Here is a 17,119-nt window from a genome sequence, read left to right as displayed (position 1 = left end):
AAATTAAACAAACTTTAAGTATGGGCTGAAGCCCTGATTTGGCGTCAAATATAGATTATTAAATGAAAACAATCAAGAAAAAAGGTAAAAAGTATTTGATTTTTCTGAAAATTTGCTTTTTATAGGTCTAAAAACCTTATAAGCTTCGAAATAATACGTATTTTTGCGCCTAAACAGCAGATTTCAAATCATGAATAATTATAGAAATAGCTTTTCAGGCATGTTACCTACTGTAACAAAAAATTTACTTATTATTAATGTTATAGTATGGTTAGCACAATTCGTTTTACTAAGGAGGGGAGGGATCGACCTGACTCAGCAGTTTGGTTTGCATTTCCCATTTTCTGATAACTTCAGGATATATCAGCCCATAACTTATATGTTTCTTCATGACCCTTACTCTTTCTCTCATGTATTCTTCAATATGTTTGCAGTATTTATGTTTGGAAGAACCCTAGAACAGGTTTGGGGTCCTAAGCGTTTTCTGACATATTATCTGATTACCGGGATTGGGGCTGGATTGGTTCAGATTATAGTGATGTACCTTAGAGTAAGTGCAGTTGTTCCGGCAGACATGTTTTATGCGGTTAATACTGTTACTGTTGGTGCTTCCGGAGCTGTATTCGGTATTCTGCTTGCCTTTGGAATGTTGTTCCCAAATGCACAGTTATTCATTATCCCGTTTCCATTCCCTATAAAGGCTAAATGGTTTGTAATAGGTTACGGTCTCGTGGAGCTGATTTTTGGTGTTTCAAACCGTATAGGCGATAATGTTGCTCATTTTGCACACTTAGGTGGCATGCTGTTTGGCATTTTTATGATTTTGTACTGGAGAAAAAAGGACAGGTCTCATGGCAGATATTATTGACAACTTAAAACTGAAATACAAGTCAGGTACTGTACTGACAAAGCTAATATTTATCAATGTTCTGGTATTTGCTGCTTTAAAAGTTATCGATGTTATCTTCATTCTGTTTAATATTCATAGTCTGGATCTGATAACATTACTGGGTGTACCCTCAAATTTGCAGCTACTTACACAGAGGTTCTGGACACCTGTAGCATACATGTTTGTTCACGAAGGTTTTTTACATATCCTTTTTAACATGTTGTGGCTCTACTGGTTTGGTCAAATATTTATGCAGTATTTTACAGGACGCACACTGGGTAGTTTGTATGTACTGGGTGGACTGGCAGGTGCTATCCTATACGTTATTGCATTTAACACTATTCCTTATTATCTGGATATGGGAAGGGGCTGGATGATTGGTGCATCTGCGGCTGTAATGGCAATTGTAATGGGTGCTGCGTTTTACAGACCTGAACTTAAACTGAACCTTCTCTTTATTGGACAGATAAAAATTGTTTATATTGCGATTTTCGCATTCGTTTTGGATTTCATGTCTCTAGGCAGTGCCACAAACCCTGGTGGACATGTAGCTCATATTGGTGGTGCCCTGCTGGGATATTTATTTGCCATACAATATAAAAAAGGTACAGATATTACCGGGTGGATGAGTCGCCTGATAGATTTGTTTGCAGGATTATTTAAACCTCACAGAAAGAAACCCAAGATGAAAGTGTATCACAGTAGAAAAGAGACAGACTGGGATTATAATTATCGGAAGAACTCAGAGCAGGAGGAAATTGATGCTATATTGGATAAGTTGAAGAAGTCCGGTTATAGCGGATTAACTCCTGAAGAAAAAAAGAAGCTTTTTGATGCCAGCAAGAAATAAAAAAAGAAAATTCAGAGATGTAGTGAAATTGGTTATATTTTTAACCAATATATTTGCTATTGCACTTCTTTTTAGTTCTTTTCTTGCATGGAATGTATCTACTCTAAAAACTAATCTCTTTTCATATATTGGCCTTGGTTTCGGTTTCATTTTACTGTTAAATATCGCATACCTTGTTTTCTGGCTTCTGTTCTCTAAATGGAAATATGCGGCAATCTGTCTGATCGCTTTACTAATATGTTATAAGCCTGTTACAACATTTTTTCCTATAAAAATAAATCAACCTAAGGCTCCTGAAAAGTCAATTCAAATACTTACTTATAATGTACAGGGATTTCCTAAGGAACGGGATAAGAATTCAAAGGAGCGACCTATTCTGGATTATATTTCAAAGACTGATGCTGATATTGTATGTTTACAAGAGTATCTGGTAAGCAAAACAGGTCAATCAATATTCTCACAGCAGGATGTAAACCGTAAACTGAGTATGTATCCTTACAGGTCTGTCACCGGCCTTGAGTCATCAGGCAAGTATCATATTCTGGGACTAGCTTGTTTCTCTAAATACCCGATAGAGGATACTCATGAAGTTGTGTTTGAATCATCCTATAACGGAGCTGCTGTTTACACTATAAATATTGAAGGTAAAAGATATACAGTTGCTAATGTTCATTTGGAGTCTAACAGTATAATGGCTGAGGATAAAAAACTTTATAGTGACTTCCTGCAAAATACAGATTCAGTTAAATTAGAAACTGTGACAACTAACATACGAAATCGTCTGGGTAGTGCTTATCGTATGAGAGCTAAGCAGGTAAATCAGGTAAAGGATTATATTAAGACGCAGGGTACACAAGGCACTATAATCTGTGGTGATTTTAATGATACCCCCATTTCTTATGCTTATAATCAGATGAAAAAGGGATTGCAGGATGCTTATGTATCCACTTCTTTTGGACCTGGCATCACTTATAACGAATATCTTTTCCTTTTCAGGATAGACTACATAATGCACAGCGATAATTTTAAGGCTTATCAGACTAAAGTAGATAAAATTGATCACTCTGATCATTATCCTTTAAGAACTTGGCTGGAGTTAGATGTTACTGAATAGATTAAATATCTGATTTGCACCTGAAAAATTAATTGATTAGTTTTGATTAAAACTCATGATTTGAAACTATCTTGCATCTGGGAATAACTACTTACCGGAATCATTTTAGTGTCGGAAGTCAATCTCCTGAACAATTAACAGAAACAAAGAAATAAAATGTATAAAATAAGTAAAGAATTTGCTTTTTCTGCTGCTCACTCTCTTTTTGGATTACCGGAGGAGCATCCTTGCAGTCGCCTTCACGGACATAATTATGTTGTAACTGTGCATCTTAAAGCAGATAAACTAAATCCTCAAGGGTTTGTTCGTGATTATAATGAACTTAGTTTTGTAAAAGATTATATCGATAAAAACCTCGATCACAGAAATCTGAACGATATTATGGCTCCGCTGAACTCATCTGCTGAAAATATTGCAAAAATGTTATTTGAAGCATTCAAGCCTAAACTACCGGAGCTTTATGCTGTAGAGGTGAGCGAAACCCCCAAAACTTCGGCTATATATGAACCTTAATGTAAACGAAATATTTTACTCCTTGCAGGGTGAAGGTGGAAGAACCGGACAGGCATCTATTTTTATCAGACTTGCAAAATGTAATCTTGCCTGCAGCTTCTGTGACACTGATTTTGAAAGGGGTGTGAAGATGTCTCTCGAAGAGGTTTTTAAAGAGATAGAGAAATATAACTGTAAATGGATTATATGGACTGGTGGTGAGCCGGCATTACAGCTGAATGACAAAATTGTTGCATTTTTTAAAGAGAGGGGCTACCTGCAAGCAATCGAAACTAACGGCACTAAAAGAATACCTTCAGGTATTGATTACATAACCTGCAGTCCCAAGCAGAATTTTGAGATAGTAAAGGAGTTAATCCCTGAGGTTGATGAACTAAGATTTCCAATTCAAAAAGGAGATCCTTTACCTGACATTTCAATTTTACCTAAGACAAACAGATACCTGCTAAGTCCAATTTTTGATAACGATAAAGTTATTCAGGAGAATGTGGATTACTGTATCTCTCTTATAAAGGATAATCCTGTGTGGGCACTTAGTTTGCAAACACATAAATTAATTGGAATAAGGTGACATGACAAAATTTTGCATTACCATATTAGGCTGTGGATCAGCAATGCCAACAACACTTCACAACCCACCCTCGCAGCTAATAGAAATGAATGATAAGCTATTCATGATTGATTGTGGAGAAGGTACACAGCTTCAGATGCGTAAATTTAAGGCTCGTATGAGCAAGCTTCATTCTGTTTTTATTTCACACCTGCATGGCGACCATATCTTCGGTTTGCCTGGTCTGCTTTCCACGTTAAGTCTGCTTGGAAGAACTGCCGACCTGAATATTTATGCTCATAAAGAGATAGATTTTTTAATTAACCCTTTTCTTACCTATATGGGTAATCACATATCATTTAAGATAAATGTGATTCCTATTAATCCACACTCAGAAGAGATTATTTTTGAAAATTCTTCAATAAAAATTCACTCTTTCCCATTAAATCACAGAATAGATTCTAACGGTTTTTTATTTGAAGAGAAGAAATCAGCAAGTCATATAATCAGAGAAATGATTGATTATCACAAAATTCCCTATCATATGATTTATAATATCAAAAGAGGGGATGACTTTATCACTACTGAGGGAGATGTTATTAAAAACGAGACTCTTACTGTTCCGGGAACACCTTCAAAGAAATATGCATACTGCTCTGATACTGCTTATGACCCGGATGTTGTTAAGTACATAAAAAATGTTGATCTATTATATCATGAGGCTACATTTGCAGAAAGTGAAAATAAAAGAGCGGAAGAAACATATCATTCCACTGCAGGTCAGGCTGCAACTATTGCTAAAATGGCTGAAGTAAAGAAGCTTGTTATTGGACATTTTTCTTCCAGATATAATGAACTAGGAGTGCTTCTTAAGGAAGCATCATTAATTTTTCCTGAAACTGAACTTGCATCTGAAGGAAAAATATTTGAACTTTAGCTTTTTTATTGATGCAGCTAGAATTGATGTAATTTAGTACTATGAGGCTTTTCTATTTAGTATTGATCTCTTTTTGTTTCTCAGTTGGAACTTGCTTTTCTACTGAGCGCAATACTTTTATAGGGATGCCAGACAGCCATCTTAACTTTAATAATCAGAATCAATTTTATCACCAGCCCAATATAGGTCAGGATAGTGTAGTCATTAAACTTGCTGAGAATCGCCTCATAATCGAAAATCTGCCAAAAGACGACATTCTGGAAATTTATAATATTATGGGAGTAAAGGTCTATAACAGAAGGATAAATGCTGGCACAAATGAGTATATACTATCACTCCCAAAAGGTTATTACATATTAAAAATAGGGAAATTAACAAAGAAAATTGCAATAAGATAAGTTTTTATTCTCTTTTTCATATCTTTGTCAGTTGATCGAAGTAGATAATAAGGTTATCATTCTTCCAAAGAGTTAATTAAAAAGCTGGTAGATAAAACTATCTGCTTATTCAAACTAAAGTTATTAAAAATCAATCATTATGAACATCGCAATTGTTGGAACTAGCGGAGCTGTAGGACAAGAGCTGCTTCGTGTTTTGGAACAGAGAAATTTCCCTGTTAAAGAATTACATCTATTCGGCTCTTCAAGAAGTGCCGGAACATCATATAATTTCAAAGGTAAACAGATTGTAGTTAAAGAGTTACAGCACAATGATGATTTCAAGCGTATTGATATTGCATTTGTTTCTGCCGGTGGTAGCACATCGCTTGAATTTGCTGAGACAATCACCAAGCACGGAGCCATTATGATTGACAACTCAAGTGCATTCAGGATGGACGACGAGGTGCCTCTTGTTGTTCCTGAAATTAATGGTGAAGATGCATTAAACCGTCCGAAGGGAATAGTAGCAAACCCTAATTGTACAACAGCTCAACTGGTGATCGCATTAAAACCGATAGAAGATATTACTTATATAAAAAAGGTTCATGTTGCAACATATCAGGCAGCTTCCGGTGCAGGTGCCGCTGCTATGAAAGAGTTGGAAGAACAATACAGAGAACTTGTTAAAGGGGAAAAGCCTACAGTATCCAAGTTTGCTTATCAACTTGCATATAATCTTATCCCTCAGGTGGATGTTTTCACAGATAACGGTTACACCAAAGAGGAGATGAAGATGTATTACGAAACTCGAAAGATTATGCATTCAAATATTGAAGTTAGTGCTACATGTGTACGTGTACCTGTAATGCGTGCACACTCAGAAGCCATATGGATTGAGACCGAACGTCCGATATCTATAGAGGAAGCTCGCGAAGCTTTCAGCAAGGCAGATGGTGTAAAGCTAATTGACAATCCTAATGAAAAAGAGTACCCAATGCCACTCGGCCTGGAAGGTACTGACCCTGTTTATGTTGGTCGTATACGTAAAGATTTGACTAATGAAAATGGATTATCATTCTGGACTGTTTCCGATCAGATACGTAAAGGTGCTGCCTTAAATGCAGTTCAGATAGCTGAATACATTATCAAAAACTCTTAAATCCTTTCTCATCAAAGTAAAGTTCGGATAAAGAAGAATATTATAAAACCAGCTGTTATCAGCTTTAATAAAAGACCGGCCAAAAAACCTGCAAATGCTCCAGATGCTTGTTTTGCGGCCGGTTTTAATTTGCTGCCTGTTATTAATGCTCCAATCAGCGCTCCAGCGAATGGACCCAATATTATACCCCATGGTCCGATAAAGAAACCAAACAGAAGTCCTATTGTCGCTCCCCAGACAACCTTCCTATTTCCTCCCTTCTTCTTTGTTCCCCATATAGGCAGTACATTATCAAGTATTGAAATTACAACTGTCACCACACCAAGTATAATGATTGTAACCCATGATATCTCATTCTGAGTAGTTGGTATAAACTTCAGGGCAAGCAATCCTGCCCAGCATAACGGCAGCCCAGGGAGGATAGGAGCAATAGTACCAACTGCTCCAACAACCAACAGCAGCGCAGACAGTATAATCCAGATTAAATCGGCCATAGTTTAATCTTTAGTGTTAGCAGAGTGTTCATGTTAATGAAGATGATCATGCTCCATTAAAACTCTGTGAGGAAGAGAACCATGTCCCAATATCTCTATAGGACAAGACTGATAAGCATTTGTAAGCCATTCCTGAGAGATATCACTCCCAGAGTGATAATGAAGTCCCTGGTTAACACAAGCTATATTCTTAACTAAAGAAATGATGGTGCCAACATCATGCGAAACCAGCATTATGGCAATTTCTTTGTTTATATCACCCAGAAGTTTATAAAAGTTGGTTTCAAAAAGTTTATCAACATAAGTACTTGGTTCATCAAGAATAATAAGCTTTGGATTATCAATGATTGCTCTTCCAAGGAGAACCCTTTGCAGCTGCCCTCCTGAGAGTTCACCAATTGCTCTTGGAAGAAGCTCTTCGATTCCCATTCTCTCTGCTACATCCTTTACTTTCTGCCTGTCTTTTGAGGAGTAACGTCTGATTAATTGTTTATGGGGAGTAAGTCCTGAAAGTATTACTTCAGAAACAGAGATTGGGAATTTTTTATCAATCTGATTTATTTGAGGGAGATAGCCAATGTTCAATGATGGTACAACCTTACCGTTGTTGTAAAACTTAATAACACCATCCTGAGGTTCAATTAGTCCCAGTATAGTTTTTAATAATGTGGTCTTACCTCCTCCATTGGGACCAATTATTCCAAGAAAGTCATCTTCAAATATGGTAAGCGACACATCACTTAGCACATTTGGTTTATTTTCATAACCTACATTCAGTCTCTCTATCTCAATTAGCTTATTCATCTATTTCTTTTCAATAACTACAGAAAACTTGCAAAACTCAAATCATAAGTTTTTCAATTATTCCACTCTCGATAAAATTTCAGCTATGCGAATCAACTCTTCGTCCCATTTGTAGCTTAATGGATCTATCTCAAAAATCTCTGCTCCTACTTCAGAAGCAATAACTTCTGCATTTTTTTTATCAAACCCTTTTTGAATGAAGAGGGTATTTATATTCTCTTTTCTTGCAACATCCACTAACTCTCTGATTTGAGATAAAGAGGGACTCTTTCCCTCAAACTCAATACTATGCTGATGGAGGTTGTAATCCTCTGCAAAGTAACTCAATGCGGGATGGAATATTATAAAGGATCTTGCAGGTATATCTTCAAGTGCTGTACTAATAAGCTGATCTATACTATCCACTTTTGCAACAAATCTCTCCAGGTTTTCATTAAATATATCTTCATATTCAGGGTATTCAGAGATGAGAGCATCTGCCATATTCTGAACAAATATTTTCACAGCTTTAGGAGAAGACCACACATGTGGATCCATCGATTCATGATGATGATCCAAATCTCCATCCTCATGGTCGTGAATATGACCACCCATCAGCTCAATTCCCGCTGAACAATCAACAACTTTGACATCAGGATTATTGTCTGATAAGCGACTGCTCCAAGCTCTCTCAAAACCAAGGTCTCCCACCTTGAAGTAAATCTTGCTTTTAGCCATTTCCAGCATTACCGAGGGTGCAGGCTCATAAGTTTCGGGACTGGTTCCCGGTGGCACAAGCGTATTTATTCTGAATATATCACCAGCAATCTGATTCAGAAAGTATCGTTGAGGTTCAATCGTTACTGTCAATAGCTCCTTATCATCAACGCCATCTCTTTTGGACGCTGAGTTACATGAAAGGAAAAATAAAAAGACAATTATTACAGGAAAATATTTTTGCATCTTGTTAATTTGTAGACAAATGTAATAATTTTCATTCTCTGATGGAAATAGTAAACAAAGATTTAATAAATTTGTTTGTGGGACTTATTTTCACAGTAGACCTGACAATACAATATTCTACACGATAATTTATTATGCAACATAAAATAATAACTACAGAAGATGGCTCACACACCCTGTTTGTGCCTGAACTGAATGAACACTATCATTCTGTTAATGGTGCAATCCAGGAGTCGAAGCATGTCTTTATTGATACCGGTTTCAAATACTTCCTGGAGAAAAACATCAATCAGGATGACCAAAAGAGTATAAATATTCTTGAAATAGGTTTCGGAACCGGATTAAATGCTTTCCTCACTCTGATAGAATCTCAAAAGTTGAATGTAAATGTGTTTTACCAAAGCGTGGAGTTATACCCTGTCTCTATTAAAGAAGCAGAAAAACTTAATTACTTCGAATTAATAAATCAGTCTGAACAGAAAAAGTTTAAACAACAAACAAATTTGAGTGAATCAGAGCATTTTAAAGTAATAGATAAAACACTTTTCATGAAGCTTCACACTACTCCCTGGGAGAGAGCAGTTGACATTTTACCCGAATTCACACTACTAAAACAAAAGTTTGATTTTAGTAAATGTGAGAAGATCAGAGCTGACAGACTATTCAACCTAATCTATTTTGATGCTTTTGCACCGGACAAACAGCCGGAAATGTGGACAGAGGATATTTTCGGCAAAATATACTCTTTATCTGATGCAGATGCTGTTTTCACCACATATTGTGCAAAAGGAGTGGTAAGGAGAATGCTGCAAAGTGCAGGTTTCAAGATGGAGAGATTACCAGGACCTCCAGGTAAGAGGGAAATATTGAGAGGATCAAAATTATTAATATTTGACACAGAGTAATTAACTAAACAAGAAATTTATCTGTTTGTTTTATTAACAGGAACTTTTACTAAAACATTAAATTGCATCAATATGAAACTAAGAATTATTTTAATTTTTGCTGTAATTATGATTTCCAATCTACTATTTGCCGAAAACTTTGAGACTGACACCTTTAAAACTAAGTCAAATAAAGAAGTTGTAATTACATTTATAAAACATGGCTCACTGATGCTTTCATACGATGGATTGTATATACAGGTTGATCCTGTAACAATGTTCGCTGATTATTCAACTTTTCCTAAGGCTGATTTCATACTTGTTACTCATGAGCATGGTGACCACCTGGACATTAAGGCAATTAATAATTTAACGAAAGAGGATACCAGAATCATTATTAATCAATCGAGCCGTGATATAATTTCGAAAGGTGATGTGATGAAAAATGGTGATAATCTTAATCTGAGAGAAGATATTCATATAGAGGCTGTTCCTGCATACAACTATACCGAAGGAAGAGAAAAGTTTCATCCACGTTATCGCGATAATGGTTATATTCTTACAATTGATGGTATGAACATTTATATTGCCGGGGATACAGAAGATATTCCAGAAATGAATAGTCTAAAAGAAATTGATATTGCATTCCTACCTGTGAATCAACCTTACACTATGACTGTAGATCAAGCTGTTAAAGCAGCTAACATGTTTAAACCAAAAGTACTTTATCCATATCACTTTGGTGATACTGATGTAGAAGCAATAAAATCAAGACTGGAAAATTCAGAGATAGAGGTTCGAATCAGGAGTATGGAGTAAGATATTTCATATGGAGTTATACCTGAATAAAAATAACAATTATGCAAGTTACACCTGAACATAACGAGAAGATTGCAAAAATCACTTTTGCATCAGTATATCCACACTATATTGCCAAAATAGAGAAAAAGGGAAGAACCAAAGAAGAGCTTCTGCAGGTAATTAAATGGCTTACCGATTATAACGAGAGTCAACTTCTGGAATTTATTGAAAATAAGACAACATTAAGAGAGTTTTTTGAAAACGCCACTCTCAATCCAAATGCCGAACTGATTACAGGAGTCATTTGCGGTTACAGAATAGAGAATATTGATAATCCAATAACAAGACAGATCAGATATTTAGATAAATTGGTTGATGAGTTGGCTAAAGGAAAAAGTATGGATAAAATATTAAGAAATCAGTCAAAATGAGTTCTTAAATATATTTTTATAATAACCCACATTTGTAGAGCGATAAGTTTGCTGATTTGTAAATTTATCGTTTCTTTTGTTGTATCAAAACTATTCTATGGAAATAGCTGCACGACTAACAGAAGCCGGGAAGGAATATAAAACCGGAGAATCTACAATTGTAGCACTACAACCTACAACTACCGAATTCAGAACAGGTGAGATTACATTACTGGTTGGTCCGTCAGGATCAGGTAAAACAACACTTTTATCGCTACTTGGATCTGTAATTTATCCTACCATGGGTAAAGTATGGGTTGGGGACACATGTGTTAATGATCTTTCAGAAAAGGAACTTGCTAAACTGCGATTGAAACATATAGGATTTGTCTTTCAGGGTTTCAATCTTCTGGCTCCGCTTAATGCACTGGAGAATGTGATGGAGCCCCTGTTGCTGCAGGGTGTGAGTCGGAAAGAAGCAAAGAGAAGAGCCATGAAACTTATCAGACAGTTTGGGATGGAAGACAGGATCTATAATCTCCCAAGAAACCTGAGTGGAGGACAACAACAGAGAATAGCTATAGCCAGGTCATTAATAACTGATCCTAAGTTAATACTGTGTGATGAGCCAACAGCATCTCTTGATCATAAAAGTGCCAAGATGGTAATGGAAATGTTAAGTCAGCTCTCACTTGACAACCGTGCAGTTATTGTAGTAACCCATGATGTCAGACTTAAAAAATATGCTGACAGAACCATATATGTTTCAGAAGGCAGAATTAGCGAAACGGCTATTGAGGACGAGTTTTAAGAAAATAAATTACATATGTACAGAAAAATAGCATTTTTTTTATCTGTTTTAATTTTAGCTTCCTGTGGCAGTAAACAGGAAAATAGCGAAACCGAGGCTACCTCAATTATTCCAGTGAATGTTGTAGGTGTAGGTAAGATCGTACCACAGGGAGGTGTGATTGAACTGGCTGCACCAGCAGCAGGTATAGTGATGGAAATAAATGCCAAGCCTAGTGAGAAGGTAAGTCGAGGTGATCTAATACTTACTCTTTACAATAGTGACGAGGAGCTTGCATTAAAAGAAGCGGATTCACGTATCAGAACACAAGAGATGTCTATTGAATCAGCAAAAATCACTATTGACCAGGAGCGTATTGCATACAGCGATCTGACCCGACAGTTGAATGATGCAAAAGAGTTACTTAGTGCAGGAGCTACAACAGGTGAAAATGTGAGAAGATTGCAGAGTGAGTTCGATCAAAAAACAGAACGATTGAAAATACTTGAGAATGACTACAACCTAAAGAAATCTCAACTCAATGAGATAAGAGTACAACGTGCCTCTAAAGCTAATGAACTGGATAAAACACTATTCCGTGCACCCTTGGATGGAACTTTGCTGGATATAACACCAAGAGAAGGAGAGGCGGTAAGTATGCATCAGCAATATGGACGTCTTTCACCTGATAAACCATTGGTTGTTATTGTGGAAATTGATGAGCTTTTTGCTGACAGACTTGATATAGGACAAACATGCTATATTAACCTGCATGGCGATTCGGAACTGGCTGCAACAGGTAAAATAAACAGAATCTCTCCCGACTTAAAAAAGAAATCACTATTCTCAGATAGTGGAACAGATCTGGAGGATCGTCGTATTCGTGAAATAGAAGTATCCCTCGATGAGATAAATAAAACACTTTTTATTGAGTCAAAGGTAGAGTGCAGGGTACAACTAAACTAACTGAATATGTTCACAACCGCATTTAAATTTGTTCGCTTTGAAAAATCCAAGAGCATGGGTATCCTGGCGGCAATTGTAATCAGTATCTACCTGATTGGCATTGAACTGGGCATGTTCTTTTATCTTGCTGATATTATCGGAGGGATTGTTGGCAATTCAAACCCAAAATATTCTCAGGTTTTCGTAGTGAAGAAACAGACAGAAAACGTAAACCAACTTTCACCTTTCGATATAAGATGGGTAAATCAATTAAGAAGTATTGAAGGAGTTGAAGATACTCATGGATTTGTAATTACAAACGTAGCTGTTAGATTTCCAAATGGCAAGGATGCTCCAGCTGTAATAATAGGTAGTGACTACCCTACTCTCGCTGCTGGTCCCTATGCAGAACTTGTCCATTCAGGTTCTATAGAAAACCTGGCAAATCCGGAGATAGTGTCTACCGACTTCTATGATAACAAAACACTTAGATATGATGTAAAACTGGGTACACGCTTCGAAATAAATGGGAAGTCGGCTATTGCCGGAGTAATTACAAAAGATGCGAAAGGATTTACCGCACCATTGATATATACAACTACCGACAAGGCGCGATACTATTCAGGCATGCCAAAATCACAGATAAACGGTATAATTGTGACTGTACCCGACGCAACAAAAGTAGACGCCGTTACCGCAAAGATAAATCAAATTGCACCCGATCTCAAGGCATGGCCTAAAGATGAGATAAGAACAGCAACAATTGTGAATGTAATGACTGCTAATAACATGGGTATGAGTTTCGCTACGCTGGTACTGTTCGGGATAATAAGCGGATTCTTTATTATCGGACTTACCATGTATTCGGTAACGTATGACCGCATAAAGGATTATGGAACATTAAAAGCTATTGGGGCTTCCAGTGGTTATATCACAAGATTGGTTATCACACAATCTTTTATTTACGCTATATTCGGTTATCTTGTGTCTCTCCTGTTATTGATAATCTCCAAGATTGGTATGGCAAAAGGAGGACTTATTATTAGTCTCTCCCCCGCATTATTAAGTTTTCTCTTTTTTACAACATTGATAATATCTGTTGGCAGTTCCTATTTTTCAATACGTAAATTAAGAAAGGTGGAACCGTCTTCTGTCTTCAGGTAATTTTTTAATCAATTAAAAAATCATGTATAAATCTATCTTCATATATATAAACATAGTGCTGTTTTCAGCAGTTGCATTTGCTCAGGAAACCTATACACTTGATAAGGCTATAACTTATGCAATGGATCATTCTCCCGTTTTGAACATCAATAAACTGAAACTACAAGAGGCATCAATTCAGGTAGATGAGAGCAAGCTGCAGTATGTACCGGACATATATCTTTCAGGTGACTTAAGACGCAACCTTATAATACCGGCTACTCCGGTACCTGCTAATGTTTTCGATCCCTCAGCATCGGAAGGGGAGCTTATGTATCTGAAATTTAATACCAAGTGGAACTCATCTGCAGGTTTGAATATGAAATATGACCTTTTCAACCCTGAAAAAGTAAATAGTGTTGCAAAGCAACAGCATCAACTAAGAATTCAGGAATATGATACTGAAATGTCTGAAGCAGAATTAAAAGAAAAGGTTGCGCTTGCTTATGCCGACTGTATAATTGCTGAAGAGCAGGTGAAGTTACTTAAAGATGATGTTGTATATTTTGAGGAGCTTCTGGATAATGCCAATCAACTTTTCAAGAAAGAGCAAATTAGTTTATCCGAAAAAAATGATGCAAACAGAGCCTATAATGAGTCTGTTTCTAAATTCCTGGAGGCAGAAAAAATTGCTGGTGACAGGAAGGCTGAATTACTTTACCTTATAGGAAAGGATGTTACTTCAGAGAATATCGAATCACTTTTTTTAGAGGAAGATATCCCTTCACTGCTTGAAAAGGTTGAACAAAAGAAAACATCCAAAAACATTTTAAACGACTTGGAAGTTCTCCGTCAGCAGGAAGTTACAAATCTCGCATCACTTAAAGTGAAATCGGCTCAATTTAAATATGCCCCTACCCTTTCACTGAATGGATATCTTGGAAGCAATTACTACAATAACGATTTTTCTCTTTTCAACAATAATCATTGGAGAGGAAACAGCTATATCGGACTCTCAGTCATGTTGCCCATTTCCAGATCACTCAACACAACAAAAGAAGTATCACGACTACGCCTGCAACAGCAGATGGAAACTGAGAATCTTCGTGATATACATAATAAACAGGAGAAAGAGCGACTAAACAATCTTTCACTGCTTCAGGTGAGACAGAAAAATTACCAGCTTAGCAGGGATAGCTGGGAAATGAGCCTTCAGAACTCAAAAGCTGTACAGCTGCAATATGAAAAAGGTTACATCCGACAATCAGATCTTCTCAATGAACAACAGAAAGCAGGTCAGTACCGCCATAATTTTCTTCAGGCAGCCTACGACCTATTCAATATCCTGATTACAATGGATTGATACTATTTGTTCAGTTCCTCTAAAGCCCTATCAGTCGCACTAAGCAGTGGGTCAATTGATATTGGCGAACCAACAGCATTTTTCATCCATAATTGAGGAATGATACTACCTTGCGTATACATTCTGTCAATCTCTGATGCCAGGTTCTTTCCACGCACCTGCTGTTCAATCTGGAAGTCGATCAAATGACCCATAGGATAGTTTGGAAGATAAAGAGGATAATCAATCATATGAGAATATATACCTAGTAGTATCTCATCTTCTCCACCAAGTACATCAGCATAATATTCATTCCAAACAGCTTTAGAGATCGAAATCACAGCATCCTTGAGTTGCGATGCTGTTGCATCAGGATTTGCATACAGCCACTCCCACACCTGAATATCGACAAGAGATACACCCATAATCTCGTAGCTTGACCAGAAATTATCAAGTGCCAGATAAAACTCATCTTCCGGGTTGGGATTCTGCAGTCCAAGAAGATCAAGATCCCTTTTCTGAAAGAGGAATGCCACAGCTTCTGTAAATGCAGTATTTGGCACACCATTGAGAACATAATAATCCACATCATTCATTGTGATCGTCTGTTCCACGTTATGTCCAAACTCATGAATTGCAATATTATATCCCTTATAGTCCATACCACTGTCACCTATTCTGGTACGTAATCTACTAACATCATTACGCATTTCAGCACCCCAGGCATGACCTGCACCACGTGATGCATCAACCGTAACCAGCGATGATATCTGCCTGGCTTTCTCTGTTGACCATCCCAGCTTCACCAATATATTTGGCAAATCTTTCTCCAAAGCCTCTGCATTTGGATATTTTGCTGAAGTAATAGCTGTCAGGCGATCTTCAGAAACGGTCTCTCCCGAACTGAATCCGTTATACCAAATATCAAATGGTTCTAACTTGCGACCTAGTCTGGCTTCAATAAATGCTGCTACCTTTTTCACTTGTGAAGATGAAATCAAACCTTTAAACAGCTCTTCCACATCTTTTTTAGGGATCTCCATTGTTCCATCAAATGCACGATCGATTTGCGTCGGGTAATGAGAAGAATATGGGTCCAGCTTTCTCATCACATGAAAATTTTTCAGGAAAATCTCATATCTCCTTATATCCTCAGAAGGAGAAGAGACTACATCGTTATCCCTCACTTCGTTTGTATATGGATTCCATGTATATGTGTCGTTATTAATCACTTTGACAGGAATTGACTGATCAACAATGCGCTTCATCACCTGATATATCATCCTCTGTTTTTCAAGACCGTTTTCAGTATCAGCATAATTCGATTTAAGTTCATCACGCAATCCCCAGTGAGATATCAGTTTCATTCCGTCAGGAAACAGCTGCTCACCTTTATCATTACGCAGCTTATACATATTGATGTTATAATCAGAGATATAAGCATCAGCTTCAGTTAAAGTTTTCGATATCTCCTGCTGAATATTAGCCGGCACTCTGGATATAAACCTGTCGCCCATACGAGCATATGCCCACTTCTGGCGGCTCCATTTTTCACCCAGTTCAGTTTTTTCTTCAAGTGAATAGAATGGAAAGTTTAGTGCAGTGATAAAAGCAATTTTATTTGAATAGAGGTCGTCATTTAAATGTGCAGATGCATCATAACTGCCAAACATCATATCAACCGGAGTAATATCAGGTCCAACAAGCTGTAATGGCATTTTCAGCTCAACATCCATTTTGTGGTAATAACCATTAATCACTTCAAAATTACGTTCAAGGGTAGTAAATAGTTTTGAAAGTTCTTCTGAATCGCTTACAAAAGAGGAGTTGCAAAAATCAACAAAATCTTCTGTTGTTCCGTCAGACTCGCGCCAAAGCTGCGCCACCTGCTTTACACCTCTCTCTATTCTGAAAGCATGATCCTCTCCCAGAGAATCTTTCATCTCTGAAATTAATTTATCAGCTGTTGCTGCTGAAATATACTCTGCTTCTTTCATATCATCACTTTTAATCTTATCTGTGTTACATGCCATAAATCCGAAGATTAAAGAGAACAGGACTATAAATATTAAATCTTTCATTTTATTCAGTGATTACATTTTACGTTATTTCTGCAAATTTAATATTGATAAACTGATTATTGAAAAAAACTGAATTAAAAACCGGTAATAA

At 36.9% G+C, this 17,119-nt stretch carries 19 protein-coding genes; 15 read left to right on the top strand and 4 right to left on the bottom strand.

The genetic code is table 11. The annotated features are described in order from the left end of the window. The first annotated feature begins 190 nt into the window (after positions 1-190). The 8 genes from BN1354_RS00525 to BN1354_RS00490 all read left to right on the top strand — a co-directional run bounded on the left by BN1354_RS00525 (position 191) and on the right by BN1354_RS00490 (position 6,392). Positions 191-868 (top strand): rhomboid family intramembrane serine protease, encoded by a 678-nt coding sequence (locus BN1354_RS00525; RefSeq protein ID WP_082057395.1) that lies wholly within the window; start codon positions 191-193, stop codon positions 866-868. Next, entirely contained in the window at positions 852-1,739 is an 888-nt protein-coding gene (locus BN1354_RS00520) for a rhomboid family intramembrane serine protease (RefSeq protein ID WP_045090230.1), read from the top strand. Before BN1354_RS00525 ends, BN1354_RS00520 begins: the two co-directional genes overlap by 17 nt. Beyond that, positions 1,723-2,853 carry an endonuclease/exonuclease/phosphatase family protein gene (locus BN1354_RS00515; protein ID WP_053825922.1) on the top strand — a complete coding sequence of 377 codons (1,131 nt, stop codon included), beginning with the start codon at positions 1,723-1,725 and terminating at the stop codon, positions 2,851-2,853. The genes BN1354_RS00520 and BN1354_RS00515 overlap by 17 nt, the downstream gene beginning before the upstream one ends. A gap of 156 nt (positions 2,854-3,009) precedes the next feature. Next, positions 3,010-3,366: a 6-pyruvoyl trahydropterin synthase family protein gene (locus BN1354_RS00510; protein WP_045090232.1), complete on the top strand. Its 357-nt coding sequence runs from the start codon at positions 3,010-3,012 to the stop codon at positions 3,364-3,366. Then, positions 3,356-3,937, top strand: a complete 582-nt coding sequence (locus BN1354_RS00505; RefSeq protein ID WP_053825921.1) for a 7-carboxy-7-deazaguanine synthase QueE — start codon at positions 3,356-3,358, stop codon at positions 3,935-3,937. Before BN1354_RS00510 ends, BN1354_RS00505 begins: the two co-directional genes overlap by 11 nt. 1 nt (position 3,938) lies before the next feature. After that, complete coding sequence (locus BN1354_RS00500; RefSeq protein WP_053825920.1) at positions 3,939-4,853, top strand: ribonuclease Z; 915 nt, start codon at positions 3,939-3,941, stop codon at positions 4,851-4,853. A 125-nt stretch (positions 4,854-4,978) separates the two neighbouring features. Then, complete coding sequence (locus tag BN1354_RS00495) at positions 4,979-5,251, top strand: T9SS type A sorting domain-containing protein (RefSeq protein WP_052673204.1); 273 nt, start codon at positions 4,979-4,981, stop codon at positions 5,249-5,251. Between the two features lie 139 nt (positions 5,252-5,390). Further along, positions 5,391-6,392, top strand: a complete 1,002-nt coding sequence (locus tag BN1354_RS00490; protein ID WP_053825919.1) for an aspartate-semialdehyde dehydrogenase — start codon at positions 5,391-5,393, stop codon at positions 6,390-6,392. A gap of 11 nt (positions 6,393-6,403) precedes the next feature. Here the strand turns inward: BN1354_RS00490 and BN1354_RS00485 are convergent, their stop codons facing one another. The 3 genes from BN1354_RS00485 to BN1354_RS00475 are packed head-to-tail and all read right to left on the bottom strand — an operon-like array spanning position 6,404 to position 8,632. After that, positions 6,404-6,886 carry a DUF456 domain-containing protein gene (locus BN1354_RS00485; protein ID WP_053825918.1) on the bottom strand — a complete coding sequence of 161 codons (483 nt, stop codon included), beginning with the start codon at positions 6,884-6,886 and terminating at the stop codon, positions 6,404-6,406. A 33-nt stretch (positions 6,887-6,919) separates the two neighbouring features. Continuing rightward, positions 6,920-7,690, bottom strand: coding sequence for a metal ABC transporter ATP-binding protein (locus BN1354_RS00480; protein ID WP_053825917.1), 771 nt, complete (start codon positions 7,688-7,690; stop codon positions 6,920-6,922). Between the two features lie 57 nt (positions 7,691-7,747). Further along, complete coding sequence (locus BN1354_RS00475) at positions 7,748-8,632, bottom strand: metal ABC transporter solute-binding protein, Zn/Mn family (protein ID WP_053825916.1); 885 nt, start codon at positions 8,630-8,632, stop codon at positions 7,748-7,750. Between the two features lie 134 nt (positions 8,633-8,766). On the opposite strand from BN1354_RS00475, the gene mnmD reads away from it, so the two are divergent. The 7 genes from mnmD to BN1354_RS00440 all read left to right on the top strand — a co-directional run bounded on the left by mnmD (position 8,767) and on the right by BN1354_RS00440 (position 14,968). After that, positions 8,767-9,537 carry a tRNA (5-methylaminomethyl-2-thiouridine)(34)-methyltransferase MnmC2 gene (mnmD, locus tag BN1354_RS00470; RefSeq protein WP_053825915.1) on the top strand — a complete coding sequence of 257 codons (771 nt, stop codon included), beginning with the start codon at positions 8,767-8,769 and terminating at the stop codon, positions 9,535-9,537. A gap of 72 nt (positions 9,538-9,609) precedes the next feature. Beyond that, a complete protein-coding gene (locus BN1354_RS00465; protein ID WP_053825914.1) occupies positions 9,610-10,335 on the top strand; it encodes an MBL fold metallo-hydrolase in 726 nt (241 codons plus the stop codon). A gap of 41 nt (positions 10,336-10,376) precedes the next feature. Next, positions 10,377-10,748 (top strand): DUF2200 domain-containing protein, encoded by a 372-nt coding sequence (locus BN1354_RS00460; RefSeq protein ID WP_045090241.1) that lies wholly within the window; start codon positions 10,377-10,379, stop codon positions 10,746-10,748. Between the two features lie 97 nt (positions 10,749-10,845). After that, positions 10,846-11,538, top strand: a complete 693-nt coding sequence (locus BN1354_RS00455; protein ID WP_053825913.1) for an ABC transporter ATP-binding protein — start codon at positions 10,846-10,848, stop codon at positions 11,536-11,538. 15 nt (positions 11,539-11,553) lie between these two features. Next, positions 11,554-12,483, top strand: a complete 930-nt coding sequence (locus BN1354_RS00450) for an HlyD family secretion protein (protein WP_053825912.1) — start codon at positions 11,554-11,556, stop codon at positions 12,481-12,483. Positions 12,484-12,489: 6 nt separating this feature from the next. Next, positions 12,490-13,626, top strand: coding sequence for an ABC transporter permease (locus tag BN1354_RS00445; protein ID WP_074010690.1), 1,137 nt, complete (start codon positions 12,490-12,492; stop codon positions 13,624-13,626). A gap of 22 nt (positions 13,627-13,648) precedes the next feature. Then, positions 13,649-14,968 carry a TolC family protein gene (locus BN1354_RS00440; RefSeq protein WP_053825910.1) on the top strand — a complete coding sequence of 440 codons (1,320 nt, stop codon included), beginning with the start codon at positions 13,649-13,651 and terminating at the stop codon, positions 14,966-14,968. Positions 14,969-14,970: 2 nt separating this feature from the next. Here the strand turns inward: BN1354_RS00440 and BN1354_RS00435 are convergent, their stop codons facing one another. Beyond that, positions 14,971-17,028 (bottom strand): hypothetical protein, encoded by a 2,058-nt coding sequence (locus BN1354_RS00435; protein ID WP_053825909.1) that lies wholly within the window; start codon positions 17,026-17,028, stop codon positions 14,971-14,973. Positions 17,029-17,119: the final 91 nt, after the last annotated feature.

Source organism: Lascolabacillus massiliensis (assembly GCF_001282625.1).
GTDB lineage: Bacteria > Bacteroidota > Bacteroidia > Bacteroidales > Dysgonomonadaceae > Proteiniphilum > Proteiniphilum massiliensis.
This window is presented reverse-complemented; position numbering and strand designations above follow the sequence as displayed.